The following is a 26,995-nucleotide window of genomic DNA, read 5'->3' as shown; positions in this document are numbered from 1 at the left end:
TCGCGGACAGTCGCTCAGGCCGGGCCGATACCATCGGCATCGACCAGATCGGCGTCGACCAGCGTGCCGACCACGCGGACGCGCTTCTCCACCTCGTCCACCGGGGTACGGTGGAGTTCGAGCCGGTAGCGCCCGCCCCTGTCACGGCGAAGGTAGAAGGCACCGCCGTCGCGCACCAGCGTACCCGTCTCGTCGATCCGGGTGCCGATGGTCGTCACGGGGCGGCGGCGCCGTTGCGATCAGCGATCGCGTTCTGCGCGCTTGCGCTCGGCCTTGCGGGCGCGGCCGATCGCTGCTGCCCGCTCGCGGGCGCGCTTCTCGGACGGCTTCTCGTAGTGGCGGCGCAACTTCATCTCACGATAGACGCCTTCGCGCTGCAGCTTCTTCTTGAGTGCGCGGAGGGCCTGGTCGACGTTGTTGTCGCGGACGATAATCTGCATGACGGGTCTGGCTTCGCTTTCGATACGATATGAACAAGGCGAGAATCACGATCGAGTCGTGTCCCGCAAGTGGCCCCGCCTATGCCGATCGACCCCGTCTTGGCAATCACCGATCGACATTTTGGGGGTCGTGATTGCAATTCTGACGATAGTTTTGCGCGATTTTCCGGGTATCGTGGCGGTCGGCCGGATGGGGCCAAGGCCGCAATGGCCCGCAGGACACGCCTCAATCGTCGGCACTTTCGGGGCGAAGATCGTCGTCGGACGGGTCGTAGCCAAGAATATCGCCGGGTTCGCAGTCGAGGAAGCGGCAGATCGCGGCCAGCGTCGAGAAGCGCACGCCCTTCACCTTGCCCGACTTCAGCAGCGACAGGTTGGATTCGCTGATCCCGACCGCCTCGGCCAGTTGCTTCGAGCGGACCTTGCGCCGTGCCAGCATCACGTCGAGGTTGACGATCACCGGCATCAGACGAACTCGGCCAGATCGCGTTGCGCCCGCACGGCGGCCTCCAGCGCCCAGACGGCGGCATAGGCGGCGAACGCGAGGAGCAAGGTGGTGCCGATCGTGCCGAGATTGATCGTGGGGATGATCGTCGGTCCATCGGGCGTGCCCGGCGACAGGATGGTTTCGACCAGCGACTCATACACCGGCTGGGCCAGCGACCATGTGATCGCGGCAATCGCCGCACGGCGCAGCCAGCGCAGCGCCTGCGGCAACGCATCGCGCGCCGTCCCGCCCAGCCGGCGCAGCGCCAGCCCGACGCTGAGCATCAGCAGGGCGAACGGCACGGTGTCGACCGCATCGATCAGCGCGAGGGCGATCCGCACGTCGCCGCGCGCGGCATAGGCCTCGAACCGGCGCTGCGTCACCGGGGACGCCGCGACCTCGATCCGGGTTTCCTCGGCCAGCAGCACGCCGGGCTGCGCCTTCCACACGCACCCATCGCCGACACCGCAATAAGGCGAGGCGCCCGGCGTGACCCCGGCGGTCACGATGACGAACGGCATCGCCAGCGCCGACAACAGGAACACCGCGCCGGCAAGACGACACAGCTTCGCCTTGGCAGGGGGCAGCAGCGTCGCGTCCGGCATGGTGCTTCTTTCTGTTTTACGGAAATATTTTGCGCTTCTACAGGGCATCGGCGGCACAACGGAAGCCGTCGCGCATCGGCGCGGCAACGAAACCGGCCGGAGCGGGACGTTCGCGTCGCGGAGAATGGGGCAAGCAAGGGCGATCCGCCCGCCGCCAATTCCCAACGCCGCCCGCACGCCCTATCTATCGCGGCGATGTCCCGTGCCCGTGTCCTCCTGCTCAACGCCGCGCTCGGTCCGCTCGACTACCGGGTGCCGCACGGCATGACCGTCGAGGCGGGATCGATCGTCACCGCCCCGCTCGGGCCGCGCCAACTGGTCGGCGTGGTGTGGGATGCCGATCGCCTCGCGACCGAGGAAGTCGGCGACAACCGGCTGCGCCCGCTACTGGCCGTCGCCGACGTGCCGCCGATCGCCGCGCCTTTGCGGCGACTGGTCGAATGGACGGCGGGCTATTATCTGGCGGCGCCGGCGTCGGTGCTGCGGATGTGCCTCGCCTCCAATTCGGCGCTGGAGGGGGCGAAGCTCGCCATCGAATATCGCGCGACCGGCGTGGTGCCCGATCGCATGACGCCGCAGCGCGAACAGGCGCTGGCGCGGATCGGCGAGCGGCGCGGGCTGGTGCGCGAGCTTGCCGGCATCGCCGATGTGTCCGACGCGGTCATCCGCGGGCTGGTGAAGCAGGGCGCGATCGAGGCGGTGTCGGTCGACATCGACCAGCGCTATCCCGAACCCGATCCCGACCATGATGTGCCCGCACTCTCGGCCGATCAGGCAGCGGCGGCCGGCGCGCTGACCAGCGCGGTCGAGGCGGATGCTTTCCACCCCTTCCTGCTCGACGGCGTCACTGGTTCGGGCAAGACCGAGGTGTATTTTGAGGCCGTGGCGGCGGCGATCCGCGCCGGGCGACAGGTGCTGGTGCTGCTGCCCGAGATCGCGCTGACCGAACCGTTCCTCAAGCGGTTCACCGCGCGCTTCGGTTGCGAGCCGGTGCCGTGGCACAGCGACCTGCGCTCGACGCAGCGCCGCCGGGCATGGCGGGCGATCGCGAGCGGACAGGCGAAGGTGGTGGTCGGCGCACGATCGGCGCTGTTCCTGCCCTATGCCGATCTCGGGCTGATCGTCGTCGACGAGGCGCACGAGACGAGCTTCAAACAGGAGGAAGGCGTCCATTATCACGCGCGCGACGTGAGCGTGATGCGCGGCCTGTTCGAACAGTGTCCGGTGATCCTCGCCAGCGCGACGCCGGCGATCGAGACGCGGCAACAGGTGGCGCAGGGACGCTATACCGAACTCAAGCTCCCCGGCCGTTACGGCAAGGCGCAGTTGCCGACGATCGAGCCGATCGACCTGATCGACCAGCCACCCGAGCGCGGCCGCTGGATCGCCGCGCCACTGGTCAAGGCGATCGACGAGGCACTCGGCCGCAAGGAACAGGCGCTGCTGTTCCTCAACCGGCGGGGCTATGCGCCGCTGACCTTGTGCCGGTCGTGCGGGCATCGTTTCCAATGCCCCAACTGCACCGCATGGATGGTCGAGCATCGTCTGATCCACCGGCTGTCGTGCCATCATTGCGGCCATATGATCCCGACGCCGCGCGCCTGCCCCGAATGCAAGGCGGAGGACAGCCTCGTCGCCTGTGGCCCCGGCGTCGAGCGCATCGCCGACGAGGCGGCGGCGCTGTGGCCGACGGCGAAGATCGCCATCGTCACCTCCGACACCATCTGGTCGCCGGCCAAGGCGGCGGAGTTCGTCGGCCGGATGGAGGCGGGCGACATCGACATCGTCGTCGGCACGCAATTGGTGACGAAGGGCTATCATTTCCCCAACCTCACCTGCGTCGGGGTGATCGATGCCGATCTGGGGCTACAGGGCGGCGACCTGCGCGCCGCCGAGCGCACCTTTCAACAGATCGCGCAGGTGGCGGGACGCGCCGGGCGCGGGTCGAAGCCCGGCCATGTCTATATCCAGACCACGCAGCCCTCCGCCCCGGTGATGCAGGCGCTGATCTCGGGCGATGCTGACAGCTTCTATGCGGCGGAGACGGAAGCACGTGCCGATGCCGCCGTGCCCCCTTTCGGGCGCTATGCCGCGATCATCGTATCGTCGGAGGACAAGAGCGCCGCCGAAGCCACCGCGCGCGCGATCGGTCGGGCGCAACCGCAGGTCGAGGGGTGCCACGTCTATGGCCCCGCCCCCGCCCCACTCGCGATGCTGCGCGGCCGCCACCGCTTCCGCCTGCTGGTCCATGCCACCCGTGCGCTCGACGTGCAGGACGTGATCCGCGACTGGCTCGCCTCGGTCGAATGGGGTGCCAAGGTCCGGGTTGCGGTCGACGTGGACCCGTACAGCTTCCTGTAAACCGGATCGACATTCAACGAATTGGCTTCCCAATCTGCTCCCCTCCCTGACAAGGGAGGGGCTGGGGGTGGGTCGGCCCGAGAGGAAACGGTAGCGCTCCACAACCGGCCCACCCACCCCCAACCCCTCCCTGGTCAGGGAGGGGGATGCACGAGCCGCTGTTTGACTGAATGTCGATCGGTCCTAAACCTACGGTACGCCCGCACCCGCTTGGCGAAGCATGCTGCGCAGCATAGCATTGCGTCCGGGGAAAACGGGGGAGCGATACGATCATGATTCGCGCACTGGCGGCGGCGCTGCTGACGCTCTGGCCGGTCGCGGCGCAGGCCGAATGGCAGGAAGCGTCGTCGGACCATTTCACGGTCTATTCGGACGACAAGCCCGCCAATGTCGCGCGCTTCGCGGAACGGCTCGAACGGTTCGACAAGACGTTGCGGATGCTGACCAGCATTCCCGCGACGCCGGTATCGCCGGCCAACCGCGTCACCGTCTATGTCGTCAACGACACCTCGACGGTCGCGAAGCTGTCGGGATCGGCCAATGTCGCGGGCTTCTATATTCCGCGCGCGGGCGGATCGCTCGCCATCGTGCCCAAGAGCGCGGGCCAGAGCGCGGACGATCTGAGCGAGGAACAGGTGCTGTTCCACGAATATACCCATCATTTCATGCTGTCGAACTGGGCCGATGGCGCGTTCCCGGCGTGGTTCGTCGAGGGGTTCGCCGAATTCTTCGCCCCCACCCGCATCCGCGCCAATGATTCGATCGAGGTCGCCCGGCCACCGATGTATCGCGGCTATGCCTTCGCCAACGGCCTGCCCGTCAGCGCGCAGACGCTGCTGACCGGCGATCCGAAGAAGGTGGATGTCGACGCGATCTATGCCGAGGGCTGGCTGCTGACGCACCTGCTGCTGACCGACCCGAAGCGGCGTGGACAGCTCGATGGCTATATGGCGGCGATCAACGCGGGCAAGACCGGCGCGCAGGCGGCGGCGGCGTTCGGCGATCTGACGGCGCTGAACCGCGATCTGCGCACCCACCTGACCTCCGGCCTGAAATACCGGATCATCCCGCCCGGCACGGTCCCGCAGGCGAAGGTGACGGTGCGCGCGCTGGGGCCGGGCGAGGCGGCGACGATGAAGGCGCGCATCCGCTCGAAACGCGGCGTCGATGCGAAGGAGGCGCAGGTGGTGCTGGCGCTCGCCCAGCGGGCCGCCGCCTATTACCCCAATGACCCGGCGGCGCAGGTGGTGCTGGCCGAGGCGGAATATGACGCCGGCAACCATGGTGCCGCCGAAGCCGCCGCACGCCGCGCGGTCGCCGCCGATCCGAAATCGGTCGACGGCCATGTCTATATCGGCATGGCGCGGATGGCGGCGGCGCAGGTTGCCAGCTCGCAGGACGCGGCGCAGTGGCGCGACATCCGCCGGTCGTTCCTTGCCGCCAACACGATCGAGAACGACGATCCCGAACCGCTGATGCTGTTCTATCGCAGCTTCGCCGCCGCCGGCCGCGAACCGAGCGCGAACGCCCGCGAGGCGCTGGCCCGCGCGCAGTCGCTCGCGCCGCAGGACCGGTCGCTGCGCATGGAAACCGCGATGATGCTGCTGGAGACGAACAAGCCGGCCGAGGCGAAGCGGATGCTGGGACCGGTCGCCTATTCGCCGCATGGCGGCGAGATGGCGACGCTGGCGGCCACCGTCATCAAGGCGATCGACGACGCCGGGGCCACGGGCGCGCTCGCCAAATGGCGCGCGGCCGAAACGAAACCGGAGAAGCCCGCCGGCTGAACGCCCGTCGATCGCACGCACGCCCAGCCGTCTTGGCGGCGTCATGCCGCGCCGCTAATCCTTTCGGACGAGAAAACGGAGCGACGTTGATGATTCGCATGGGGTTGGCGGTATTGCTGGCGCTGTGGCCGGTGGCGGCACGGGCCGAATGGCATGAGGCGCGATCGGACCATTTCATCGTCTATGCCGACGATCCCGCAGCCGATGTCGCGCGCTATGCCGAGCGGCTCGAACGGTTCGACAAGGTGCTGCGGCAACTGACCAAGATGCCGTCCGAACCGATCGCGGTGCCGAACCGGGTGAACGTCTACGTCACCGGCGACCTGTCGACGATCAGCAAGCTTGTCGGACAGCGCAATGTCGCGGGCTTCTACATTCCGCGCGCGGCCGGATCGGTCGCGTTCGTGCCCGAACATGGCGGAAACGGCGGCACGAACGGCATCGATTCGCAACAGGTGCTGTTCCACGAATATACCCATCACTTCATGCTCTCGAACTGGGCCGAGGCCGCGTTTCCTGTGTGGTTCGTCGAAGGATTCGCCGAGTTCTTCGCCCCCACCCGCCTGCGCGACGACGGATCGGTCGAGGTGGCGCGCCCGCCGATGTACCGCGCGCGCCAGTTCCAGACCGGCATGCCGGTGTCCGCCACCATGCTCCTGACCGGCGATACGACCACGATCGACCGCGGCGCGCTGTACGCCGGCGGCTGGGCGCTGACGCATATGTTGCTGCTCGATCCGACGCGACGCGGACAGCTCGACCGGTTCATGCGCGCGATCGTATCGGGGCAGAGCGCGGCGAAGGCGGCGGAGAGTTTCGGCGACCTGAAACAGCTCGACCGCGATCTGTCGCGCTATGTCCGTTCGGGGCTGCGCTATTCGATCATGCCGGCGGGCGCGGTGGCCAAGGCCGACGTCAGCGTCCGCGCGCTGACCCCGGCCGAAGCGGCGATGATGCCGGTGCGCATCCGCTCGAAACGCGGCACCGACCGGACGCAGGCGCTGGCGCTGCTGCCGCTGGCCCGGCGCGCCGCCGCTCCCTATCCGAACGACGCGGCGGCGCAGGCGTTGCTTGCCGAGGTCGAGTTCCACGCCGGCAACTTCCCCATCGCCGAGGCGGCGGCGGCCCGTGCGATCGCCGCCGACCCCAAATCGATCGACGGCCATATCCTGCTCGGCCGCGCACGGATGGTGCAGGCGCGCGCCGCGAGGGACGCCGCGCCCGAACGCTGGCGTAGCATCCGCCGGTCGTTCCTCGCGGCAAACACGATCGAGAACGACGATCCCGAACCGCTGCTGCTCTATTACCAGACCTATCAGGTGCCGGGGCAGACTCCGACCGCCAACGCCCGCGACGCTCTGCTGCGGGCGCATCTGCTCGCGCCACAGGACCGGGGATTGCGGATGCAGGCGGCGCGCGTCCTGCTCGAAACCGATCGCGCCGACGAGGCGCGCCGCGTGCTGGGACCAGTAGCCTATTCGCCGCATGGCGGGCGCAGCGGCGTCCTTGCCCAGCAACTGATCGCGGCGATCGATGCCGGCGGCGCGAAAGCGGCGCTGGCGCGCTGGCGTGGCACGCCCGCGCCCGCCGCCGCCGACAGCGAGGATGACGACGACAAGGACGCCAGGACCGGCTGACCCTTGCACCGATGGCCGCTTTGCCCGAAACGGCGGCGCGAAACAGCGTTTGGGGAATGACGATGGTTCGGTGGCTGCTCGCATGGGCGCTGATGCTGGGCTTGGGCGCCGTACTGGCCCCGGCGGCGCGTGCCGACGACGTGTCGGCGGCGGCGCGCGGCGTGGTGCGTGTGCTGGCGATCGCGACGGTCGACGGCGAGATGGTCGACATCGAACACGGCACCGGCTTCGCGGTCGCGCCGAACCGGATCGTCACCAACGCCCATGTCGTCGAACTGCTCGAACGCTATCCGGGCGAGGCGGTGCTGGCGATCGTGCCGTCGGAGGGCGAGCGGTCGTATGAAGGCCGGCTACTGCGGGTCGACACCGCGCGCGACCTCGCGCTGATCGAGGTGCGCGAGGTGCGCCTGCCGCCGCTCACCCTCTACACCGGGGCATTGGGCGAGGGCGATGCGTCGATCGCGCTCGGCTACCCCGGCAACGTCGATCTGGCGACGGCGCGCTCGGCCGACGATTTCGTGACCCCGACCGCGCCGGTCCGTTCGCAGGGTGTGTTGTCGGGCAATCGCCGGCTGGAGGGGACGGCGGTGCTGGTCCATACCGCCAGCATCGCGCGCGGCAATTCGGGCGGGCCGCTGCTCGACCGGTGCGGCCGGGTGCTCGGCGTCAATTCGGCGCTGACCCGCGGCGAGGAGGGCGACGCCAGCTTCGCCTTCGCTATCGCCGATAACGAACTCGTCGCCTTCCTGCGCGACGCCGGGCAACCGGTCGCGACGATCGCCACCCCCTGCGTCACCCTCGCCGATGCCGATGCGCGCGACCGGGCGGATGCCGAACGCCAGTCGGTCGAGGACCGCGAACGCGCCCGCGCCGCCGCCGAGCGTGCGCGCGAGGACCGGCTGGCCGCACTCGACACCGCGCGCGCCGACAATGCCGAACGCCGCGAGAACATGATCGCGCTGGCGGCGCTGCTGCTGGCGTTGTCGGTGCTGGCGGCCGGAGGCGCTGGCCTGTTGGCCAGTCGCGGAGACACGCGCCGGGCGAGATGGGCGGCCGGCGGCGGGGCCGTGCTGCTCGCCGGCGCGATCATCGTGTTCGTGCTGCGCCCCGATTTCGATCCCGCCTCGGTCAAGGGGGGCGACGCCGCAACCGCCGCGACCCGCGCGACGCCGCTTGCCGGCGTACTGCAATGCACGTTGATGCCCGAACGCAGCCGGATCATCGTCTCGCCGGTCGAAACCGTCCGCTTCGACTGGCGCGCCGATGGCTGCATGAACCGCCGCACCCAATATGCCGAGGCGCCGGGCGGCGGCTGGGAGCGTATCCTCGTGCCCGGCGAGGATGCGACCGTCTCGGTCCTGCGCTTCGATCCGGTCAGCGGGAGCTACACCAACAGCCGCTATCTCCTGTCGGCCGAGGCGATGGACCGCGCGCGAACCTTGCGCGGTCAGGTGCAGCAAAAGGCATGCGAGAGCGGCACCGGCGCCCGCGCCGCGCTGGCGACGCAGCAATCGGCGATCCGCACCGCGCTGCCGGCACAGGCCAACGAGCGGCTGGTCTATCGCTGCACCAGGGCGGGGTGATACCGGCCTCCGCTCAGGAAGAACGATCGATCTCGGACACGTCCATCCAACCGGCGCTTCTGGAGTTGGCGTCGAACAGCTCCAGCGTCCGCGCCCGCGCCAAGGCCGCGCTCTCGGGGTCATAATCCTTGCGCCGGTCCGAATTGAAGCCGTGCCCCGCGTCGTAGAGATGGATGGCGGCATTTGCCGGCGGGTGCTTCGCCAGCGCCTCGACCTTCTCGACCGGAATCCCCGCATCATGTCGTCCGAAATGGGCAATCGTCGGCACGCGCGGCACGTCGGTGCTGTCGGGGATCATGCTGCCGTAATAGGCCGATGCCGCCGCGATCCCGTCCACCCGCGCCGCCGCCGCCCACGCAACCGACCCGCCGTAGCAATAGCCGACGACGAACACCGGCTGGACCCCCTCCAGCATCTCGACGCAGGTCGCGACATCGGCCACTGACTGGTCGAAGGGGTGAATCTTGCGCGCCAGTTCGATCGCACGGTCGAAGTCGGGGCCTTCATACCCGGCCTGAAACCCCGGCTGCTCGCGATCGAACAGCGCGGGGGCCAGCACGAGATAGCCTTCCGCCGCATAACTGTCCGCCACCTCGCGGATATGGTCGGTCAGGCCGAAAATTTCCTGCACCACCACCACGCTGCCGCGCGGAAACCCGGCCGGTTCGGCGCGATAGACGTCGATCCCGGCACCGTCGGCCATCGTCATGCGCTGGATGTCGCCCATATCCCGTCCCCTCATCTCCGGTTCAGCTTCGGCCTACGGACGAGTCACCCGGCGGTTCCGCAAAGCTTGCGAAATGATGACACCGATGCTAGCGGGCGCACGACCCATCGGGGGCGCACGGGCCGATTCCAGCAGCCGCGAGACAGACTCGCGCCGCCGGACAAGGGGAGTGCCGCCCCCTTTCACGCATGGGACGACATCGTTGATCCCTCAACCCAAGGACGCGCGCGTGGAGACATCCAGCGGAATGACTGGCAACGTTACCGGCGGCGCTACCACGATTCAGGCGAGTCTGAGCGGCCGTTACGCCACCGCGCTGTTCGGTCTGGCGCAGGATCACGGCCAGGTGCAGGCGGTCGAGGCGAGCTTGAAGTCTCTCCAGGCGGGAATTGCCGAATCGGATGATCTCGCCGCGCTCCTCAAGAGCCCGCTGATCGGCCGTGACGATGCCGCGCGCACCATCGCCGCGCTGGGCCCGGTGCTCGGCCTTGATCCGCTGACCGGCAATTTCCTCGGCGTGCTGGCGCAGAACCGCCGCTTGGGCGACCTGCCCGCGATCATCCGCGCCTTTCGCGATCTCGCCGCGCGCCAGCGTGGCGAGACGAACGCCGAAGTCACTTCGGCCCACCCGCTCGACGACGGGCAGGTCGATGCGCTGAAACAGCAGCTTCGCCACCGCGTCGGCCGAGAGGTCGCGATCGACCTCAAGGTGGACCCCTCGCTCTTGGGCGGCCTGATCGTGAAGATCGGCAGCCAGATGATCGACAGCTCGATCAAGACACGTCTGAACACGCTCGCGCACGCGATGAAAGGTTAAGTCATGGATATCCGCGCCGCAGAAATCTCGAAGGTCATCCGTGACCAGATCGCCAACTTCGGCACCGAAGCACAGGTGTCCGAAGTCGGCCAGGTGCTGTCGGTCGGCGACGGCATCGCCCGCATCCACGGGCTCGACAACGTCCAGGCGGGCGAGATGGTCGAGTTCGGCGGCGGCATCCAGGGCATGGCGCTGAACCTCGAGGCCGACAACGTCGGCGTCGTGATCTTCGGGTCCGACTCGTCGATCAAGGAAGGCGACACCGTCAAGCGCACCGGCACCATCGTCGACGTGCCGGTCGGCAAGGGCCTGCTCGGCCGCGTGGTCGACGGTCTGGGCAATCCGATCGACGGTAAGGGCCCGATCGTCAGCGATCAGCGCAGCCGCGTCGACGTGAAGGCGCCGGGCATCATCCCGCGCACCTCGGTCCACGAACCGATGCAGTCGGGGCTGAAGGCGATCGACGCACTCGTGCCGGTCGGCCGTGGCCAGCGCGAACTCATCATCGGCGATCGCCAGACCGGCAAGTCGGCGGTCGCGATCGACACCTTCATCAACCAGAAGGCGGCGAACGCCGGCACTGACGAGAAGAAGAAGCTGTACTGCGTCTATGTCGCGGTCGGCCAGAAGCGCTCGACCGTCGCGCAGCTCGTCCGCACGCTGGAGGAAAACGGCGCGATGGAATATTCCATCGTCATCGCCGCCACCGCGTCGGACCCCGCGCCGCTCCAGTATCTGGCGCCCTACACCGGCACCGCGATGGGCGAGTATTTCCGCGACAACGGCATGCACGCGCTGATCGTGTTCGACGATCTGTCGAAGCAGGCCGTCGCCTATCGCCAGATGTCGCTGCTGCTGCGCCGTCCGCCGGGCCGTGAAGCCTATCCGGGCGACGTGTTCTATCTCCACAGCCGCCTGCTCGAGCGCGCCGCCAAGATGTCGGATGCGAACGGCGGCGGGTCGCTCACCGCGCTGCCGATCATCGAGACGCAGGCGGGCGACGTGTCGGCGTACATCCCGACCAACGTGATCTCGATCACCGACGGCCAGATCTTCCTTGAAACCGACCTGTTCTTCGCCGGCATCCGCCCCGCGATCAACGTCGGCCTCTCGGTCAGCCGCGTCGGTTCGGCCGCGCAGACCAAGGCGATGAAGAAGGTCGCAGGCAGCATCAAGCTGGAGCTGGCGCAGTATCGCGAAATGGCCGCCTTCGCGCAGTTCGGTTCGGACCTCGACGCCTCGACCCAGAAGCTGCTGAACCGCGGCGCGCGGCTGACCGAACTGCTCAAGCAGGCGCAGTTCAGCCCGATGCCGTTCGAGGAGCAGGTCGCGTCGATCTTCGCGGGTACGCAGGGCTATCTCGACAAGGTGCCGGTGAACGACGTCACCCGCTACGAACAGGCGATGCTGTCGGACCTGCGCGCGAACCACGCGGGCGTCCTCACCAAGATCCGCGATACCAAGGATCTGGGCGACGAAGCCAAGTCGGGGCTGAAGGCGGCGCTCGACCAGTTCGCGAAGACCTTCGCGTAAATCCACTGTAGCCCTCTCTCCTTCAGGGGAGAGGGTTGGGAGAGGGGAAGTGCGGGCCGCTCGGTAACGAGAAGCCCCCTCTCCCCGACCCTCTCCCCGCACGGCGGAGAGAGGGAGCAGGAAGAAGAATATGGCGTCGCTCAAGGCTCTCAAACTGCGGATCAACTCGGTCAAATCGACCCAGAAGATCACCAAGGCGATGAAGATGGTCGCCGCCGCGAAGCTGCGCCGTGCGCAGGAAGCGGCCGAGGCCGGCCGCCCCTATGCGAGCCGGGTCGAGCAGGTCGTCGCCAGCCTGGCGAGCACCGCGCAGATCACCGAGGGCAGCTCGCCGCTGCTCGCCGGCACCGGCCGCGATCAGGTTCACCTGTTCGTCGTCGCGACGTCGGACAAGGGTCTGGCCGGCGCGTTCAATTCGAACATCGCCCGCATGGCCCGCCGCCGCGCGCTGGAGCTGCAGGAGCAGGGCAAGACCGTCAAGTTCCTGACGATCGGCCGTAAGGGCCGCGCGGTGCTGGCGCGCCAGTTCCGCGACGGCTTCATCCATGCGGTCGAGCCGGGCGATCTAGGCAAGCTGACCTTCGCCGATGCCAAGGGCTATGCCGACGACCTGATCCGCCGCTACGAAGCGGGCGAATTCGACGTCGCGCACCTGTTCTATGCCACGTTCAAGACGGTGCTGACGCAGGAGCCGACCGAGCAGCAACTGATCCCGGTCAAGATCCCGGCGCAGACCGGCGCGCCGGCTGCCGACGCGGTCGTCGAGTATGAGCCGAGCGAGGAAGCGATCCTCGACAGCCTGCTGCCGACCAACATCGCGGTCCAGATCTATCGCGCGATGAAGGAAAACGCCGCATCGGAGCAGGGCTCGAAGATGACGGCGATGGACAATGCCACGCGCAACGCGGGCGACCTCATCAACCGGCTGACCATCGAGTACAACCGCACCCGTCAGGCGGCGATCACGACCGAGCTGGTCGAGATCATCTCGGGCGCCGAAGCGCTGTGACGAAGGTAGCCGTCCTGCTGGCGCTCGTCGCTATGCTGGCCGGCTGCGGCCAGCCGTCGCGCGAGGCCGAAAAGCCCCGCCCGACGCCGTCGCCGTTCGTCAGCGGCGGCTGGGCGACGGTGTTCGGCGATGCGCCCAAGGCGATCGAGTTGCTGAATTCGATGGGTTTTCGCCTGTCGGACTATGCCCCGACGCCAGCGGGCAGCCATGTCGCCCAGGCAATGGCGACCCCAATGGGCGACCCGTCGGTCAAGCCGGTCAACACCGCGCATCTGACGGTGAACGGCGATGCGCAGCGGATCGAGCGGATGGTTTTCTCGCTCGACATCGTGAATCTTGATGCCAGCCCGTTCGCCAAGGAACAGTTCGCCCGCTGGGTCGATCGGCCGCTCGCCAGTTTCGGCCTGCCAGGTCGTGACGAGGTGAAGCGCGGCATCATGACCGAGAGTCCGGCGACGGGTACGCTTCCCGGTGCCAGCTACCAGATCACCCGCGAGAAGATCGACGGTGGTCGCCGTCTGGTCGTGACCTTTACCCGCCCCAAGTCCGAGAATCCAGCCGGATCACGGTGAGCACGATGAGAACCGCCGACAGAATATCGGGAACGATCGCGACGATCATGGTGATCGTCCTCGTTGGCTTGCTGGCTTTCGTGGTCGTCAATAATGCCCTGTCGTTTCGTATTTACCGGAGCATCGTTACGGAAGCACCGGAATTGGATCAGCCGCATCTTTTGTGGCTGCTGGTATCGTCGGGTGTCGTCGCGTTTGCCGGCTTGGCGGTGCTGGGCTTGAAGGGCGGAACGAAAGGCTTGCGGACTGCTCTGATTTGCCTTTGGATCGTGGTTATCGGCCTGCCCTTGGCGATTCAGGCTTTTCAAGTCATGACTGTCAGGGAGTTGGCAAACCTGACAACGCTCTGGTCTCTGGTATTCTTGGTCCCTTTGACGCTCTATTTTATGCGTTCCCGCACCATCGCGCAGCGGTTTGGCGGTCGGACACGCCCCGGGCTTCGGGCAGATGCTGCATATTGGTGGCTTCGTGCGCGGGGACGCGAGCCCAAGCCCCCTAGTGTTTTTCCCGAGTTTGAGTAATCAGACGCGCAACGCGCCGAACAGATAAGAAGTTAGGACATACGCATGGCAACCGCCGCAGACACCTACGCGCCCCAGGGCAGCACCAACCATACCGGCCGGATCAGCCAGGTCATCGGCGCGGTCGTCGACGTTTCGTTCGACGGCGAGCTGCCCGCGATCCTCTCCGCGCTGGAAACCGACAACAACGGCAACCGGCTCGTTCTCGAAGTCGCGCAGCATCTGGGCGAGAGCACCGTCCGCACGATCGCGATGGACGCGACCGAGGGTCTGACCCGCGGTCAGGCGGTGCGCGACACCGGATCGCAGATCCGCGTGCCGGTCGGCCCCAAGACGCTCGGCCGCATCCTGAACGTCATCGGTGAACCGATCGACGAGCGTGGCCCGGTCGGTGCGGAAACCACCGCCCCGATCCACGCATCGGCGCCGCTGTTCGTCGACCAGTCGACCGATTCGTCGATCCTCGTCACCGGCATCAAGGTCATCGATCTGCTGGCCCCCTATGCGAAGGGCGGCAAGATCGGCCTGTTCGGCGGCGCGGGCGTCGGCAAGACGGTGCTCATTCAGGAACTCATCAACAACATCGCCAAGGGACACGGCGGCACGTCGGTGTTCGCGGGCGTCGGTGAGCGGACCCGCGAGGGCAACGACCTCTATCACGAATTCCTCGACGCGGGCGTCATCGCCAAGGATGCCGACGGCAATCCGACGAGCGAGGGATCGAAGGTCGCGCTGGTATACGGCCAGATGAACGAGCCGCCGGGCGCGCGCGCGCGCGTCGCGCTGTCGGGCCTGACGATCGCCGAATATTTCCGCGACGTCGAGGGCCAAGACGTGCTGTTCTTCGTCGACAACATCTTCCGCTTCACCCAGGCAGGCTCGGAAGTGTCGGCGCTGCTCGGCCGCATCCCGTCGGCGGTGGGCTATCAGCCGACGCTGTCGACCGACATGGGCGCGTTGCAGGAGCGGATCACCTCGACCAACAAGGGGTCGATCACCTCGGTGCAGGCGATCTACGTGCCCGCCGACGATCTGACCGATCCGGCGCCGGCCACCTCGTTCGCCCACCTCGACGCCACGACCGTGCTGAACCGGGCTATCTCCGAACTCGGCATCTATCCGGCGGTCGATCCGCTCGATTCGACCAGCCGCGTTCTGGAACCGCGCACGGTGGGTCAGGAGCATTACGACACGGCGCGCGCGGTGCAGTCGCTGCTCCAGCGCTACAAGTCGCTGCAGGACATCATCGCCATCCTCGGCATGGACGAGCTGAGCGAAGAGGATAAGGTCACGGTCGCCCGCGCCCGCAAGATCCAGAAGTTCCTCAGCCAGCCGTTCCACGTCGCCGAAGTCTTCACCGGCATCAGCGGCAAGTTCGTCGCGTTGGAAGACACGGTGAAGTCGTTCAAGGCGGTGGTCGAGGGCGAATACGATCATCTGCCCGAAAGCGCCTTCTACATGGTCGGCGGCATCGACGAAGCCGTCGCCAAGGCGCAGAAGATGGCGCAGGAACGGGCGATCGCGCGATGAGCGACCTGATCGTCGGAGTCCTCTACACCGCTCTATGGCGACACCTCTCCGGACAGCCCCTCTCCCCGGCCCTCTCCCCTGAAGGGGAGAGGGGGTAAGGTGTTAGAAATGCTCCACTTTGAACTCGTGACCCCCGAAAAGCTGGTGCGGTCGGAATCGGTCTACATGGTCACCGTTCCCGGCACCGAGGGCGACTTCGGCGTGCTGGAAGGCCATGCGCCGTTCATGTCGACGATCCGCGACGGCGACCTGCTGGTCCAGCGCACCGAAAAGGGCGATGCCGAACGCATCGCGGTGCGCGGCGGCTTCGCCGAAGTGACGCCCAAGGGGCTGACGGTGCTGGCCGAACAAGCCGGTTGACCCGGCCTTTCCCTTGGGGCCAATCGCCCTTGGCGGACGCAGAGCGCCGCGTCGGTCCACCCGGACCGGCGCGGCGTTTGCGTGAAGACGCAGGAACAGTGGTTAGGCAAACGTAAATCCTTGGGTCGTACCCTCGTCGGTGAGAATCGATGGGGTAGGCCAGCGTGAACGGATTCGGGCGACGGAACGGAGTAGGCGGAGGCTCAGGCGGCGGGCGGCCATCGTTCGGTGTCGCCCGGCCGATGCACGGCCCCGGCCCGGCCCGGCCAAGCGACCTCGACAATGGCGGCCAGTTTCCGCCGGTGCCGCTGCCCGGTGGGTCGGCCGATCCGATGCCCGGCGAAAGCGCCGGCGCGATGCCGCAGGGCGACGCGATGCAGCGCCTCGCCGACCGGCAGGCCTTGTCGGGCGAGGCGAGCACCAGCCGGGTCGAGGGGTTCGAAACCTCGATCCACCGCATCAAGGAACAGGTGCTTCCCCGCCTGCTCGAACGGGTCGATCCCGAAGCCGCCTCGACGCTCGGCAAGGACGAGCTGGCCGAGGAATTCCGCCCGATCGTCGGCGAGGTGCTGGCCGAACTGAAACTGACGCTCAACCGGCGCGAACAGTTCGCGCTGGAAAAGGTGCTGGTCGATGAACTGCTGGGACTGGGGCCGCTGGAGGAACTGCTCGCCGATCCGGCGATCAGCGACATCATGGTCAACGGCCCCGAACAGACCTTTGTCGAACGCAAGGGCAAGCTCGAACTCGCCAACATCAATTTCCGCGACGAGGAGCATCTGTTCCAGATCGCGCAGCGCATCTGCAACTCGGTCGGCCGCCGCGTCGACCAGACCACGCCGTTGGCCGACGCCCGGCTGAAGGACGGCAGCCGCGTCAACGTCATCGTACCGCCGCTGAGCCTCAAGGGCACGGCGATCTCGATCCGCAAATTCTCCGCCAAGCCGATCACGATCGACATGATGGCCGGCTTCGGATCGATGAGCACACAGATGGCGACCGCGCTGAAAATCGCGGGTGCCTGCCGGTTCAACATCGTTATTTCGGGCGGCACCGGCTCGGGCAAGACCACCATGCTCAACGCCCTGTCGAAGATGATCGACCCCGGCGAACGCGTGCTGACGATCGAGGACGCCGCCGAACTGCGGCTGCAACAGCCGCACTGGCTCCCGCTCGAAACCCGGCCGGCGAACCTTGAGGGTCAGGGCGAGATCACCATCCGCGACCTGGTGAAGAACGCGCTGCGCATGCGACCCGACCGGATCATCCTCGGCGAAATCCGTGGCAGCGAGTGTTTCGATCTGCTCGCGGCGATGAACACCGGCCACGACGGATCGATGGCGACGCTCCACTCCAACTCCCCGCGCGAATGCCTCGCGCGGATGGAGAACATGGTGATGATGTCGGACATCAAGGTGCCCAAGGAGGCGATCAGCCGCCAGATCGCCGATTCGGTCGACCTCATCATCCAGGTCAAGCGCCTGCGCGACGGCAGCCGCCGCGTCACCAACATCACCGAGGTGATCGGGATGGAAGGCCCGGTGATCGTGACGCAGGAACTGTTCAAGTTCGAATATCTCGACGAGAGCGCCGACGGCAAGATCCTCGGCGAATATCGCTCGATGGGCCTGCGCCCCTATACGCTCGACAAGGCCAAGCAGTTCGGCTTCGATCATGCGCTGCTGGAGGCGTGCCTGTAGCGGCGGTCGTTCGTCCGTCCTACATTGCCGGGTGTGATCGCCCGCCTTGCCCTTGCGCTGCTGCTGCTTGCCGCCGCCCCCGCCCATGCCCAGTCCCGCCTTGCCGCCGATGCAGAGGCGCGCTGGGTGCCCTTCACCCTCACCACCGCCAACCACCTGCGCTTCGAGGCGAGCGTGAACGGCGTGCCGGCGGTGGCGCTGCTCGATACCGGGCTCAACCATTCGGCGGTCAGCGGCGACTTCGCCAAGCGCGCCAAACTGGCGATGGACGCCAAGGGGCCGGCGCAGGGCGTGGCACTCGGCGGATCGGTGTCGGTCGAATGGGCGTCGACCACCGGCGTCGCCTTTGGCGCGCTGACCCGGGGCAGCGGGCGGGTGGCGGTGATCGACTTGCCGCGCCTGCTCGCCGGGGCAACCGGCAATGTCGACATGCTGGTCGGCACCGACCTGATCGCCGCCCATGCGCTCGACATCGATTTCAAGGGCCGCCGCTTCCGCCTGCTGCCAAGCGGTCGCAAGCCGTTCACCGGCGCCAGCGTGCCGCTGTCGCTCCAGGGTGCCAGCCGCCTGTATCTCACCCAGGCGACGCTGAATGGCCGCCGCATCCGGCCGATGCTGCTCGACACCGGCGACGGCGGATCGATGAGCGTGGCGCAGGCCCAGTGGCGCGCGGCGAAGCCGGTGGTGAAGGGCGTGACCAGCACGATCGCGTTCGGCGCTGGCGGGGTGGTCGACGCCGGCCTTGCCGTTACCGACGCGGTGACGCTGGGCGGGCTGAAGACCGGGGCGATCGAGGTACGGATCGAGGGCGACGGTGGCTTCACCAAACAGGTCGGCGTCGCCGGGCGGATCGGCACCGGGCTGCTCCAGCGCTACCGTGTGCTGCTCGACCCCAAGGCGGGACAGATGCTGCTGGCCGCCGTCGGCGACCCCCCGCCGCCGCCGCCGCGATCGACCAGCGGGTTGCTGCTCGGCTATGATCGTGCCCGGCTGCGCGTGTTGCACGTCATGGCCGGCGGCCCGGCGGCCAAGGCCGGATGGAAGGCCGACGAGCTGATCTGCGCGGTCGACGGCAAGCCGGTCGCGCTGACCCCCGAAGGCGGGGTCGACGTCAAATGGGGAACCGACAAACCCGGCCGCGTCGTCGCCCTCACGATCTGTGACGGGGCCGAACGCAAGCTGACGCTGGCCAATTTCTATTGAGCTACCAGACCAGCGACAACGGATAGAGCGCGATCAGCCAGCACAGGCCGGCGAGCACCACCGGCCGCCGCCGCCAGGACAGGATCGCCGCCAGACTGACCGGAAAGAACGACAAGGTGACGATCGCGGTGCGCCACGTCAGCGGCAGCGCCCCGAACAGCGCGATGGTCGCGGCGAGCAGCGCGACGTTGCAGAGCATCACCCCGACCAGCACCTTGCGCCCGTGCTTGTCGAAATGCGTGTCGAGATCGTCCCACGCTTCGGGCTCGTCGGGAAAGATCAGCGCGGTCGCGACATAATAGACGCCGGTGACGACGAAACCGCCGAACAGCACCGGCCAGTTGACCGGCAGCACGTTGCGCAGCGTCCAGCCATACATCCAGAACGTCACGACGTCGCACGACACGAAGATTCCCAGCAGCGCGGTCGAATAGCCGATCCGCACCTTGTGGCTCGCCTTGATCGCGCGCGACAGCCCGCCCAGTCCCTCGGCAAGCGCCAGCCCGAGCAGCAGCCCGAACAGCGAGAACATGAAATTGAAGCCGTCCATGCGATGATCCCCCATCATCCGCGCGCGTCATGTGAAGCTATCGCATGGTCAGCGCCAGCGCGACCGCGAATATCGTCACCAGGATCGCCACCAGTTGCACCATCGTCCACGGCATCCAGCCGACGCGGTCGGGATCGCGGCGCTTGCTGCGGCGATGTTCGGCGAGCACGGCGACCGCGAAGACGGTCGCGCTGGCCGCCGCGATGCTCCATAGCCATTGTCGACCGTCCACATGCCCCTCCCGACTGGAGTACCCCCATGCGTCGAACCGCCCTTGCCGTGCCAGTGCTTTGTGCCGCTGCCCTCGTCGTTTCGCCGCTGCTGGCGCAGGCACCCTCGCAGCCGGTGAAAGCGGCGGTCGCCTCGACCAAGCGCACGCCGGCCAATGTCGCGCGCGACCGCTATCGCCATCCGGCTGAAACGCTCGCCTTCTTCGGGGTGAAGCCGACCGATACCGTGATCGAGATCTGGCCGGGCGGCGGCTGGTACACCGAAATCCTTGCCCCCATGCTGGCGGAACGCGGCACCTACTATGCCGCCGCGCCCTTGCCGCGCGGAGCGGAGGCGATCGAGGCGATCAAGGCGCGCGACCCGGCGTTCGCCAGGATCCGCCTCGCCGCCTTTCCCGCCGCCGCCGGCCAGCCGGTGGTCCCTGCCGGCACCGCCGACAAGGTGCTGACGTTCCGCAACGTCCACAACTGGCGCTTCGGCGGTGCGGACAAGGCGCAGGCGGCGTTCGACGCGATGTTCGCGATGCTCAAGCCCGGCGGCACGCTCGGCATCGTCGAGCATCGCCTGCCCGAGCAGCGCGACGCAGGCGCGGAGGAAAAGTCGGGCTATATGAAGGAAAGCTCGGTCATCGCCTTCGCGACGAAGGCGGGGTTCCGCCTTGCCGGACGGTCGCAAGTGAATGCGAATCCGAAGGATAGCGCCGACTGGCCCGCCGGCGTCTGGACCCTGCCGCCGACCTACCGGCTGAAGGATGTCGACCGCGCGAAATACGCCGCGATCGGCGAGAGCGACCGGATGACGCTGAAGTTCGTCAAGCCGAAGTAACGAGTGGGTTCAACCGAAGGCGCAAGGGGGCGCGACGGGCGGTCGCGCCCGAAGCGCGCCCCCCGCCCGCGCGATCAGCCCAGCTTGTCCATCTTGTCCTGCAACCGCGACAGTTCGGCACGCAGCGCCGCCATCTCGTCGGTCTTGGACGCAGCAGAAGCCGGTGCCGTCGCCGGAGCCGCCGTTTCGGTGCCCGGAGCGCCCGGCTTGAACGCATGCGCCGCCGCCTCGAACATCGCCAGATTGCGCTTGGCGATCTCGGCGAACGGCGAATGGGCGAACGCGCCCTCGACGGCGGTCTTGAACTGCTCCTGGTTGCGACGGAAGCTGTCCATCGACGCTTCCAGATAGCCCGGCACCATCGCCTGCATCGAATCGCCGTACAGGGTGATGAGCTGACGCAGGAAGCTGACCGGCAGCAGCGTCTGGCCGCGGCTTTCCTCTTCCATGATGATCTGGGTCAGGACATTGTGGGTGATGTCGTCGTCGGTCTTGGCGTCGACGACCTTGAAGTCGCGATGCTCGCGGGTCATCTGCGCCAGGTGTTCGAGCGTGATGTAGGACGACGTCTCGGTGTTGTAGAGCCGGCGGTTGGCGTATTTCTTGATGATGACGGGGCTGCCGTCGGCCACTGGCTTCTTCATGCGAAGTCCTTGCGCGAAAGAGTTTTCAGATGGGTACACCTCTTGATACCGCGCCGCAACACGGCCCACGACCGCTGCCGCTGTTTCTGTCGATGCTGCGCAGCGAAACCGCGAACGAACCCGATCGTCGCGCCCGTGCGCTGGCCGGCCTTCGCGCCTATCAGGACGCGGCCCGCACCCCCCGCCCCGCCCCGCCGGCCGCGATCGCCAGCGACGGGCGGGTGACGCTGCGCGACTATGGCGGGCACGGACCGGACGTCGTCGTCATCCCCTCGCTCATCAATCCGCCGTTCGTGCTCGACCTCGCGCCCGACAATTCGCTGCTGCGCTGGCTGAGCGGCCGGGGATTGCGCGTTCTCCTGATCGACTGGGGGACGCCCGCCCCTGACGACCGGGCGATGGACCTCGGCGCGCATGTTCAGGCGGCGGCGCGACTGTGTGCCACGCTGGAGGCGCCGCCGCTGCTGGTCGGCTATTGCCTCGGCGGCACGCTGGCGCTCGGCGTCGCGGCGTTCGCGACCGTCGCCGGGATCGCGCTGGTCGCGACGCCGTGGCATTTCGGCGGCTTCGGCGATCCCGCCCGCGCCGCCATCGCCGATCTGTGGACCATGGCGGAGCCGACCGCGGCGCACCTCGGCCTCGTGCCGATCGAGGTGTTGCAGAGCGCCTTCTGGCAACTCGATCCGGCGCGCACCGTCGACAAGTTCGCGCAATTCGCCGAGCTGGCCCCCGACAGCGACGCGGCGCGGGCGTTCGTCGCGCTGGAGGACTGGGCCAATGCGGGCGCGCCGCTGCCCTATGCGGCGGGACGCGAGATGTTCGACGACTTGTTCGACGCCGACCTGCCCGGCACCGGCCGCTGGCGCATCGCCGGGCAGACCATTTCCCCCCGTCCCGACGTGCCGCTGGTCGAATTCGTCGCCGAAAACGATCGCATCGTGCCCGTCGCCAGCGCGATCGGCCTGCCCGACCGGCGGATCGTCGCCGCGGGGCATGTCGGCATGATCGTCGGCCGGCGGGGTCGCCCGTTGCTATGGGAGCCGCTTGCGCGCTGGCTAAGCGAGGGTTCGCATACTAAATAGCCCCAAAACCCGTTGGAGAAGGATTTTCGAATGTCCGATGTCGTCATCGTCGCCGCCAAGCGCACCCCCGTGGGCAGCTTCCTCGGCGCGTTCGCCGCCGTTCCCGCACATGAGCTTGGCCGACAGGCGATCGGTGCCGCGCTGACCCAGGCCGGCATCGCGCCGGAGGATGTGTCGGAAGTGATTCTGGGCCAGGTGCTGACCGCCGGTCACGGCCAGAACCCGGCGCGTCAGGCGTCGATGGCGGCGGGCGTGCCGAAGGAAGTGCCGGCATGGGGCATCAACCAGGTCTGCGGATCGGGCCTGCGCGCGGTCGCGCTGGCGGCACAGGCGATCCAGACCGGCGATGCGACGATCGTCGTCGCCGGCGGACAGGAAAGCATGTCGCTCGCCGCCCATGCGGTGCAACTGCGCAGCCCGACCAAGATGGGCGACGCACCGATGGTCGACACGATGATAAAGGACGGCCTGACCGACGTCTTCAACGGCTATCACATGGGCATCACCGCCGAAAATCTGGCGGAGCAATATCAGGTGACGCGCGCCGAGCAGGATGAATTCGCCGTCCGCTCGCAGAACCGCGCTGAGGCCGCCCGCAGCGAAGGCCGCTTCGTCGAAGAGATCGCCCCGGTCACGATCAAGGGCCGCAAGGGCGACACCGTGGTCGACCAGGACGAATATATCCGCGCCGGCGCGACCGTCGACGGCGTGTCGGGCCTGCGCCCGGCGTTCAAGAAGGACGGGTCGGTCACGGCCGCCAACGCATCGGGCCTGAACGACGGTGCCGCGGCACTCGTCGTGATGTCGGCCGACGAAGCCGCCAAGCGCGGCCTCGAACCGCTGGTCACGATCAGGAGCTGGGCGACCGCTGGCGTCGATCCTTCGGTCATGGGCATCGGCCCGGTGCCGGCATCGCGCCGCGCGCTGGAAAAGGCCGGCTGGAGCGTCGACGACCTCGACCTCGTCGAAGCCAACGAAGCCTTTGCCGCACAGGCGCTGGCCGTCGGCAAGGACATGGGCTGGACGTCGGACAAGGTGAACGTGAACGGCGGCGCGATCGCGATCGGCCATCCGATCGGCGCATCGGGCGCGCGCGTGCTGACCACGCTGATCTACGAAATGAAGCGCCGCGACGCGAAAAAGGGACTCGCGACGCTGTGCATCGGTGGCGGCATGGGCATCGCCATGTGCGTCGAACGGTAATCGGGCTCATGTGACGAAAGGTTGCTGCGCAGCATTATTAGGTTTTGCGCAGCAACCGAAGCATTATCGAATACGCCGTGTACGCTGCCGTTCCGTTAATGTTGCATTCATGCAACAGGAGTGTATTGAAATTGAAATATCGCGCCGTGGCTGCTTGTCAGCCCGGCGCGTTTGTCATTTCCTGCCCCCACACCGGGTCAACCGGGTTGTAAAACGGGGCACACCATCATGAATTTTTACCGCTTGCTGAGCGCGTCCGCGCTCGCCAGCGCGGCATTGCTGCCGCATGCCGCTTTTGCGCAGACCTCGACCTTGAACACGGGCGGGGAACGCGTTCAGTTTGCCAGCGAGCCTTCGCGGGATTGCGTGCCGAACGACGTCCGCCCGGAATGTCGTACCGAAAACCCGGACGAGGTCATTACCGTCACCGGGTCGCGCATCGCGCGTCCGAACCTTGATTCGGCATCGCCGGTGACGTCGGTATCGGCCGAACTGCTGACCAACACCGCCGATACGTCGCTCGGTGACGCGCTCAACCAGTTGCCCGCGCTGCGCTCGACCTTCAGCCAGGCGAACTCGACCCGGTTCATCGGCACCGCCGGCGTCAACTATCTCGATCTGCGCGGCCTCGGCACCGAACGCACGCTGGTGCTGGTCAACAACCGCCGCCACGTCACCTCGTCGCCCGGCTCGTACGAAGTCGACATCAACACGATCCCGAACGCCCTGCTCGAGCGCGTCGACGTTCTGACCGGCGGCCAGTCGGCTGTGTACGGTTCGGACGCGATCGCGGGTGTCGTCAACTTCGTGCTGAAGCGCGATTTCGAAGGTCTTGATGCGCGGGTGCAGGCAGGCGTGACCGATCGCGGCGATCGCGGCTCGTACATCGCGTCGATCGTCGGCGGCAAGAACTTCAACGACAATCGCGGCAACATCGCGATCTCGGCCGAATACGCCCGCTCGCAACCCGTCTATTTCACCGACCGTGACTATCAGACCGGTGCCTATTCGGGCACGCCGACTTTCGGCACGTCCGAATACACGCTCGACGAAGTGGGTCTGCCCAACGGCAGCGACGGCATTTCGGACACGACGTTCTTCGCGCGTCCCGGTTCGCGCTTCTCGAACCGTTCGATCGGCGGCACCGTCCTGACGAGCTGCCCGGCGAACACCGCCGCCAACGCAACCCGGCGGGGGCTGGTCTGCAGCGGCGGTCGCGGGGCACTTGCTCCGAACCCTGCGAACCCGGCGGCGGCCTTCGGTCCCGGCACCGGTGCCGAATTGTCGGACGTTTATCTGTTCAACGGCGCGGGCGTGCTCGTGCGCAACCGCTTCGACATCGACAACCGTCCGATCGGCGGCAGCATCTATGGCGGACAGACGGCGACCGGCTTGGAAGGCGCGATGCTCTTGCCCGGGCTGGACCGCATCAACACCAATCTGCTGTTCAACTATGAATTCTCGCCGGCCGTACAGGCGTTCGTCGAGGCTAAGTATGTTCACGTCACCGCGAACCAGACGTCGACCCAGCCGACGTTCAACGGCAGCCTGCTGACCAACGTCTTCTTCCTCGACAACCCGTATCTGTCGGCGGAAAATGTCGCGACGTTGCGCAGCATCCTCGCCCCCGGCGCGACGTCGTTCACGCTGAACCGCTTCAATAACGACATCGGCACTCGCGCCGAAGACCACACCCGCGACACCTATCGCGTGGTCGCCGGCCTGCGCGGTTCGCTCAGCACCACCGGCAACCTCACCTACGAAATCTCCGGCAACTACGGCCGCACCGATACCTATTACGAAACCGGCGGCAACGTCGACGTCGCGAAGTTCAACGCGGCCAGCCGTGCCGTCCGCAACGCTTCGGGCCAGATCGTCTGCGCGGTCAACAACGACACCGTCACCACCAACGACATGCCGGGTTGCGTTCCGCTCAACCTGTTCGGCATCGGTCAGTCGTCGCAGGCCGCGCTCGACTATGTTCTGTTCACCTCGTCGCGCAAGCAGTGGGCGGAACAGATCAATGCGGTCGGCTTCATCTCCGGCGATACGAGCGGTCTTTTCACCCTGCCGGGTGGCAACATCGGCTTCTCGCTCGGTGGCGAATATCGTCGTGAAGACGCTTTCTCGGACTATGACGATTTCACCCAGTCGGGTGCGACGTTCCTGAACTCGATCTCGGCGTTCGATCCCAAGGCGGTCGAAGTGTACGAAGGCTTCGGCGAACTTCGCGTTCCGCTGCTCAAGGACCAGTTCATCCACGAACTGACGATCGAAGGCGCCGGGCGTTATTCGAAGTATTCGACGGCGGACAAAGGTGTCTGGGCCTATAACGTCGGTGGTATCTTTGCCCCGGTTCGCGACGTCCGCGTACGCCTGACCTACGCCCGCGCCGTTCGCGCGCCGAACCTGGGCGATCTGTACGCTACCCGGTCGGAAACCTTCGCCAACGGTTTCGTCGATCCGTGCGGCGTCAGCCAGCGTGGCGTGAACCCCAACCGTGCGCGCAACTGCGCCGCAGCCGGGGTGCCGACGCAGATCACCTACACGCAGGACAATGGTCAGACCGTGACCGTGCCGTGGGAGAATACCGCAGGCAGCGGCCTGTCCGGCTTCAACCAGGGCAACCTGAACCTGTCGCCCGAAACCAGCAACAGCTTCACGCTGGGCGCGGTGTTCGAGCCGCGGTTCCTGCCGGGTCTCGCGCTCACCGTCGATTATTACGACATCGAAGTGAAGAACGTGATCTCCGGGCTGAGCGGTCAGGCGATCATCGATCGTTGCTATGACGACCCGGTCGGTATCGACAACCCGTTCTGCGCCGCGACCTTCCGTCGCACGACCACCAATCCGCTGACCAACGGCACGCTCGCCGGCCAGGCCGACCGTGTGTTCCAGGGGGTCGCTACGCCGGTGAACCTTGGCCGCGTCGGTCCGTCGTTCCTGAACCAGCCGTTCAACTATGCCGCCCTCAAGACCTCGGGTATCGACGTCGACCTGTCCTATCGTCGCAAGATCGGCGACCTGACGGTGGTCGCACGCGCTATCGTGAGCTGGCTGGATGAACGCGAACAGTTCATCTACATCACCGCACCGGACCAGTCGTTGCGCGTGAACGGCGTGCTGGGCGATCCCGAATGGCGCGGGCGGTTCAACCTGAGCGCGGCGACCAGCGCGTTCGACGTCAGCTATGATCTGAACTGGACCGGATCGCAGGCGATCACGTCGTGGGAAGTCCAGCACACCCATCAGGGCCGTGGTCCGACCAACCTCGATGCGTTCCCGTTCAAGGACTATCCGGATCAGTTCACCCACGACATCCAGATCGGCCTGCGCGCGAACGACAAGTTCCGCTTCTACTTCGGCGTCGACAACATGCTCGACACGCTTCCGCCCTATGGCCTCACCGGGACCGGTGCCGGCAGCGGCATCTACGGGGTGCAGGGACGTACCTTCTACGGCGGCACGCGCTTCTCGTTCTGAAGTCCGTATCGTCCAATATCGAAAGGGGTCGCCGGCTTCGGCGGCCCCTTTTCATTTGACGGCTTGCCGATCCCGGCCGAACGAGCGTGTCACGTATCGGGAGAC

25 protein-coding genes are annotated in these 26,995 nt (G+C 67.0%); 17 read left to right on the top strand and 8 right to left on the bottom strand.

Going from position 1 to position 26,995, the window contains the following annotated elements:
• Window positions 1–14: 14 nt before the first annotated feature.
• The 4 genes from ASG37_RS07305 to ASG37_RS07290 form a co-directional block, all read right to left on the bottom strand.
• Window positions 15–218 (bottom strand): DUF5818 domain-containing protein, encoded by a 204-nt coding sequence (locus tag ASG37_RS07305; RefSeq protein WP_055757688.1) that lies wholly within the window; start codon window positions 216–218, stop codon window positions 15–17.
• Window positions 219–239: 21 nt separating this feature from the next.
• A complete protein-coding gene (gene rpsU, locus ASG37_RS07300; RefSeq protein WP_055757686.1) occupies window positions 240–440 on the bottom strand; it encodes a 30S ribosomal protein S21 in 201 nt (66 codons plus the stop codon).
• A 226-nt stretch (window positions 441–666) separates the two neighbouring features.
• A complete protein-coding gene (locus ASG37_RS07295) occupies window positions 667–906 on the bottom strand; it encodes a helix-turn-helix domain-containing protein (protein ID WP_055757684.1) in 240 nt (79 codons plus the stop codon).
• Complete coding sequence (locus ASG37_RS07290) at window positions 906–1,532, bottom strand: hypothetical protein (protein WP_055757681.1); 627 nt, start codon at window positions 1,530–1,532, stop codon at window positions 906–908. Before ASG37_RS07290 ends, ASG37_RS07295 begins: the two co-directional genes overlap by 1 nt.
• A gap of 195 nt (window positions 1,533–1,727) precedes the next feature.
• Between ASG37_RS07290 and ASG37_RS07285 the strand changes: the two genes are divergently transcribed.
• The 4 genes from ASG37_RS07285 to ASG37_RS07270 all read left to right on the top strand — a co-directional run bounded on the left by ASG37_RS07285 (window position 1,728) and on the right by ASG37_RS07270 (window position 8,900).
• On the top strand, window positions 1,728–3,893 hold the full coding sequence (locus ASG37_RS07285; protein WP_055757680.1) for a primosomal protein N': 2,166 nt from the start codon (window positions 1,728–1,730) through the stop codon (window positions 3,891–3,893).
• A 272-nt stretch (window positions 3,894–4,165) separates the two neighbouring features.
• A complete protein-coding gene (locus ASG37_RS07280) occupies window positions 4,166–5,680 on the top strand; it encodes a hypothetical protein (protein ID WP_055757678.1) in 1,515 nt (504 codons plus the stop codon).
• Window positions 5,681–5,766: 86 nt separating this feature from the next.
• The gene (locus ASG37_RS07275) at window positions 5,767–7,317 is read left to right on the top strand and encodes a tetratricopeptide repeat protein (protein WP_156349063.1); all 1,551 of its coding nucleotides are present in this window, start codon (window positions 5,767–5,769) and stop codon (window positions 7,315–7,317) included.
• 56 nt (window positions 7,318–7,373) lie between these two features.
• Window positions 7,374–8,900, top strand: a complete 1,527-nt coding sequence (locus ASG37_RS07270; RefSeq protein WP_235525140.1) for a trypsin-like peptidase domain-containing protein — start codon at window positions 7,374–7,376, stop codon at window positions 8,898–8,900.
• A 13-nt stretch (window positions 8,901–8,913) separates the two neighbouring features.
• On the opposite strand, the gene ASG37_RS07265 is transcribed toward ASG37_RS07270, so the two are convergent.
• Window positions 8,914–9,627: a dienelactone hydrolase family protein gene (locus ASG37_RS07265; RefSeq protein WP_164490765.1), complete on the bottom strand. Its 714-nt coding sequence runs from the start codon at window positions 9,625–9,627 to the stop codon at window positions 8,914–8,916.
• A 247-nt stretch (window positions 9,628–9,874) separates the two neighbouring features.
• On the opposite strand from ASG37_RS07265, the gene ASG37_RS07260 reads away from it, so the two are divergent.
• The 9 genes from ASG37_RS07260 to ASG37_RS07220 all read left to right on the top strand — a co-directional run bounded on the left by ASG37_RS07260 (window position 9,875) and on the right by ASG37_RS07220 (window position 18,872).
• Complete coding sequence (locus tag ASG37_RS07260; protein ID WP_055757671.1) at window positions 9,875–10,444, top strand: F0F1 ATP synthase subunit delta; 570 nt, start codon at window positions 9,875–9,877, stop codon at window positions 10,442–10,444.
• Window positions 10,445–10,447: 3 nt separating this feature from the next.
• Window positions 10,448–11,977 (top strand): F0F1 ATP synthase subunit alpha, encoded by a 1,530-nt coding sequence (gene atpA / locus ASG37_RS07255; RefSeq protein WP_055757670.1) that lies wholly within the window; start codon window positions 10,448–10,450, stop codon window positions 11,975–11,977.
• A 130-nt stretch (window positions 11,978–12,107) separates the two neighbouring features.
• Window positions 12,108–12,986: a F0F1 ATP synthase subunit gamma gene (locus ASG37_RS07250; protein WP_055757668.1), complete on the top strand. Its 879-nt coding sequence runs from the start codon at window positions 12,108–12,110 to the stop codon at window positions 12,984–12,986.
• Window positions 12,983–13,558 (top strand): hypothetical protein, encoded by a 576-nt coding sequence (locus tag ASG37_RS07245; protein WP_055757666.1) that lies wholly within the window; start codon window positions 12,983–12,985, stop codon window positions 13,556–13,558. The genes ASG37_RS07250 and ASG37_RS07245 overlap by 4 nt, the downstream gene beginning before the upstream one ends.
• Before the next feature lie 5 nt (window positions 13,559–13,563).
• Entirely contained in the window at window positions 13,564–14,079 is a 516-nt protein-coding gene (locus tag ASG37_RS07240; protein ID WP_156349062.1) for a hypothetical protein, read from the top strand.
• 45 nt (window positions 14,080–14,124) lie between these two features.
• Complete coding sequence (gene atpD / locus ASG37_RS07235; RefSeq protein WP_055757662.1) at window positions 14,125–15,609, top strand: F0F1 ATP synthase subunit beta; 1,485 nt, start codon at window positions 14,125–14,127, stop codon at window positions 15,607–15,609.
• A gap of 108 nt (window positions 15,610–15,717) precedes the next feature.
• On the top strand, window positions 15,718–15,969 hold the full coding sequence (locus ASG37_RS07230) for an ATP synthase F1 subunit epsilon (protein ID WP_055757661.1): 252 nt from the start codon (window positions 15,718–15,720) through the stop codon (window positions 15,967–15,969).
• 242 nt (window positions 15,970–16,211) lie between these two features.
• The gene (locus ASG37_RS07225; RefSeq protein ID WP_055757660.1) at window positions 16,212–17,669 is read left to right on the top strand and encodes a CpaF family protein; all 1,458 of its coding nucleotides are present in this window, start codon (window positions 16,212–16,214) and stop codon (window positions 17,667–17,669) included.
• Between the two features lie 33 nt (window positions 17,670–17,702).
• Window positions 17,703–18,872, top strand: a complete 1,170-nt coding sequence (locus ASG37_RS07220; RefSeq protein ID WP_055757658.1) for an aspartyl protease family protein — start codon at window positions 17,703–17,705, stop codon at window positions 18,870–18,872.
• A gap of 1 nt (window position 18,873) precedes the next feature.
• On the opposite strand, the gene ASG37_RS07215 is transcribed toward ASG37_RS07220, so the two are convergent.
• Together ASG37_RS07215 and ASG37_RS07210 are read right to left on the bottom strand one after the other, a co-directional pair.
• Complete coding sequence (locus tag ASG37_RS07215) at window positions 18,874–19,422, bottom strand: hypothetical protein (RefSeq protein WP_055758687.1); 549 nt, start codon at window positions 19,420–19,422, stop codon at window positions 18,874–18,876.
• Between the two features lie 37 nt (window positions 19,423–19,459).
• Entirely contained in the window at window positions 19,460–19,654 is a 195-nt protein-coding gene (locus ASG37_RS07210; protein WP_055757656.1) for a hypothetical protein, read from the bottom strand.
• Between the two features lie 26 nt (window positions 19,655–19,680).
• Between ASG37_RS07210 and ASG37_RS07205 the strand changes: the two genes are divergently transcribed.
• Window positions 19,681–20,478, top strand: coding sequence for a class I SAM-dependent methyltransferase (locus ASG37_RS07205; protein ID WP_055757654.1), 798 nt, complete (start codon window positions 19,681–19,683; stop codon window positions 20,476–20,478).
• Window positions 20,479–20,552: 74 nt separating this feature from the next.
• Here the strand turns inward: ASG37_RS07205 and phaR are convergent, their stop codons facing one another.
• Window positions 20,553–21,122 (bottom strand): polyhydroxyalkanoate synthesis repressor PhaR, encoded by a 570-nt coding sequence (phaR, locus tag ASG37_RS07200; RefSeq protein WP_055757653.1) that lies wholly within the window; start codon window positions 21,120–21,122, stop codon window positions 20,553–20,555.
• 29 nt (window positions 21,123–21,151) lie between these two features.
• Here phaR and ASG37_RS07195 point away from each other — a divergent pair, with 29 nt between their 5' ends.
• The 3 genes from ASG37_RS07195 to ASG37_RS07185 all read left to right on the top strand — a co-directional run bounded on the left by ASG37_RS07195 (window position 21,152) and on the right by ASG37_RS07185 (window position 26,890).
• A complete protein-coding gene (locus ASG37_RS07195; RefSeq protein ID WP_235525139.1) occupies window positions 21,152–22,204 on the top strand; it encodes an alpha/beta fold hydrolase in 1,053 nt (350 codons plus the stop codon).
• 30 nt (window positions 22,205–22,234) lie between these two features.
• Entirely contained in the window at window positions 22,235–23,407 is a 1,173-nt protein-coding gene (locus tag ASG37_RS07190) for an acetyl-CoA C-acetyltransferase (RefSeq protein WP_055757651.1), read from the top strand.
• Between the two features lie 366 nt (window positions 23,408–23,773).
• Window positions 23,774–26,890: a TonB-dependent receptor domain-containing protein gene (locus ASG37_RS07185; protein ID WP_162233456.1), complete on the top strand. Its 3,117-nt coding sequence runs from the start codon at window positions 23,774–23,776 to the stop codon at window positions 26,888–26,890.
• Window positions 26,891–26,995 lie beyond the last annotated feature (105 nt).

Source organism: Sphingomonas sp. Leaf407 (genome assembly GCF_001425385.1).
Taxonomy (GTDB): domain Bacteria; phylum Pseudomonadota; class Alphaproteobacteria; order Sphingomonadales; family Sphingomonadaceae; genus Sphingomonas.
This window is presented reverse-complemented; position numbering and strand designations above follow the sequence as displayed.

Coding starts and splice junctions, on each gene's coding strand:
- ASG37_RS07285 (WP_055757680.1), top strand. CDS start 1,728: ATGTCCCGTGCCCGTGTCCTCCTGCTCAACGCCGCGCTCGGTCCGCTC.
- ASG37_RS07290 (WP_055757681.1), bottom strand. CDS start 1,532: ATGCCGGACGCGACGCTGCTGCCCCCTGCCAAGGCGAAGCTGTGTCGT.
- atpA (WP_055757670.1), top strand. CDS start 10,448: ATGGATATCCGCGCCGCAGAAATCTCGAAGGTCATCCGTGACCAGATC.
- ASG37_RS07240 (WP_156349062.1), top strand. CDS start 13,564: ATGAGAACCGCCGACAGAATATCGGGAACGATCGCGACGATCATGGTG.
- ASG37_RS07260 (WP_055757671.1), top strand. CDS start 9,875: ATGACTGGCAACGTTACCGGCGGCGCTACCACGATTCAGGCGAGTCTG.
- ASG37_RS07280 (WP_055757678.1), top strand. CDS start 4,166: ATGATTCGCGCACTGGCGGCGGCGCTGCTGACGCTCTGGCCGGTCGCG.
- phaR (WP_055757653.1), bottom strand. CDS start 21,122: ATGAAGAAGCCAGTGGCCGACGGCAGCCCCGTCATCATCAAGAAATAC.
- atpD (WP_055757662.1), top strand. CDS start 14,125: ATGGCAACCGCCGCAGACACCTACGCGCCCCAGGGCAGCACCAACCAT.
- rpsU (WP_055757686.1), bottom strand. CDS start 440: ATGCAGATTATCGTCCGCGACAACAACGTCGACCAGGCCCTCCGCGCA.
- ASG37_RS07225 (WP_055757660.1), top strand. CDS start 16,212: ATGCACGGCCCCGGCCCGGCCCGGCCAAGCGACCTCGACAATGGCGGC.
- ASG37_RS07270 (WP_235525140.1), top strand. CDS start 7,374: ATGACGATGGTTCGGTGGCTGCTCGCATGGGCGCTGATGCTGGGCTTG.
- ASG37_RS07215 (WP_055758687.1), bottom strand. CDS start 19,422: ATGGACGGCTTCAATTTCATGTTCTCGCTGTTCGGGCTGCTGCTCGGG.
- ASG37_RS07250 (WP_055757668.1), top strand. CDS start 12,108: ATGGCGTCGCTCAAGGCTCTCAAACTGCGGATCAACTCGGTCAAATCG.
- ASG37_RS07205 (WP_055757654.1), top strand. CDS start 19,681: ATGCGTCGAACCGCCCTTGCCGTGCCAGTGCTTTGTGCCGCTGCCCTC.
- ASG37_RS07295 (WP_055757684.1), bottom strand. CDS start 906: ATGCCGGTGATCGTCAACCTCGACGTGATGCTGGCACGGCGCAAGGTC.
- ASG37_RS07265 (WP_164490765.1), bottom strand. CDS start 9,627: ATGGGCGACATCCAGCGCATGACGATGGCCGACGGTGCCGGGATCGAC.
- ASG37_RS07230 (WP_055757661.1), top strand. CDS start 15,718: ATGCTCCACTTTGAACTCGTGACCCCCGAAAAGCTGGTGCGGTCGGAA.
- ASG37_RS07190 (WP_055757651.1), top strand. CDS start 22,235: ATGTCCGATGTCGTCATCGTCGCCGCCAAGCGCACCCCCGTGGGCAGC.
- ASG37_RS07195 (WP_235525139.1), top strand. CDS start 21,152: ATGGGTACACCTCTTGATACCGCGCCGCAACACGGCCCACGACCGCTG.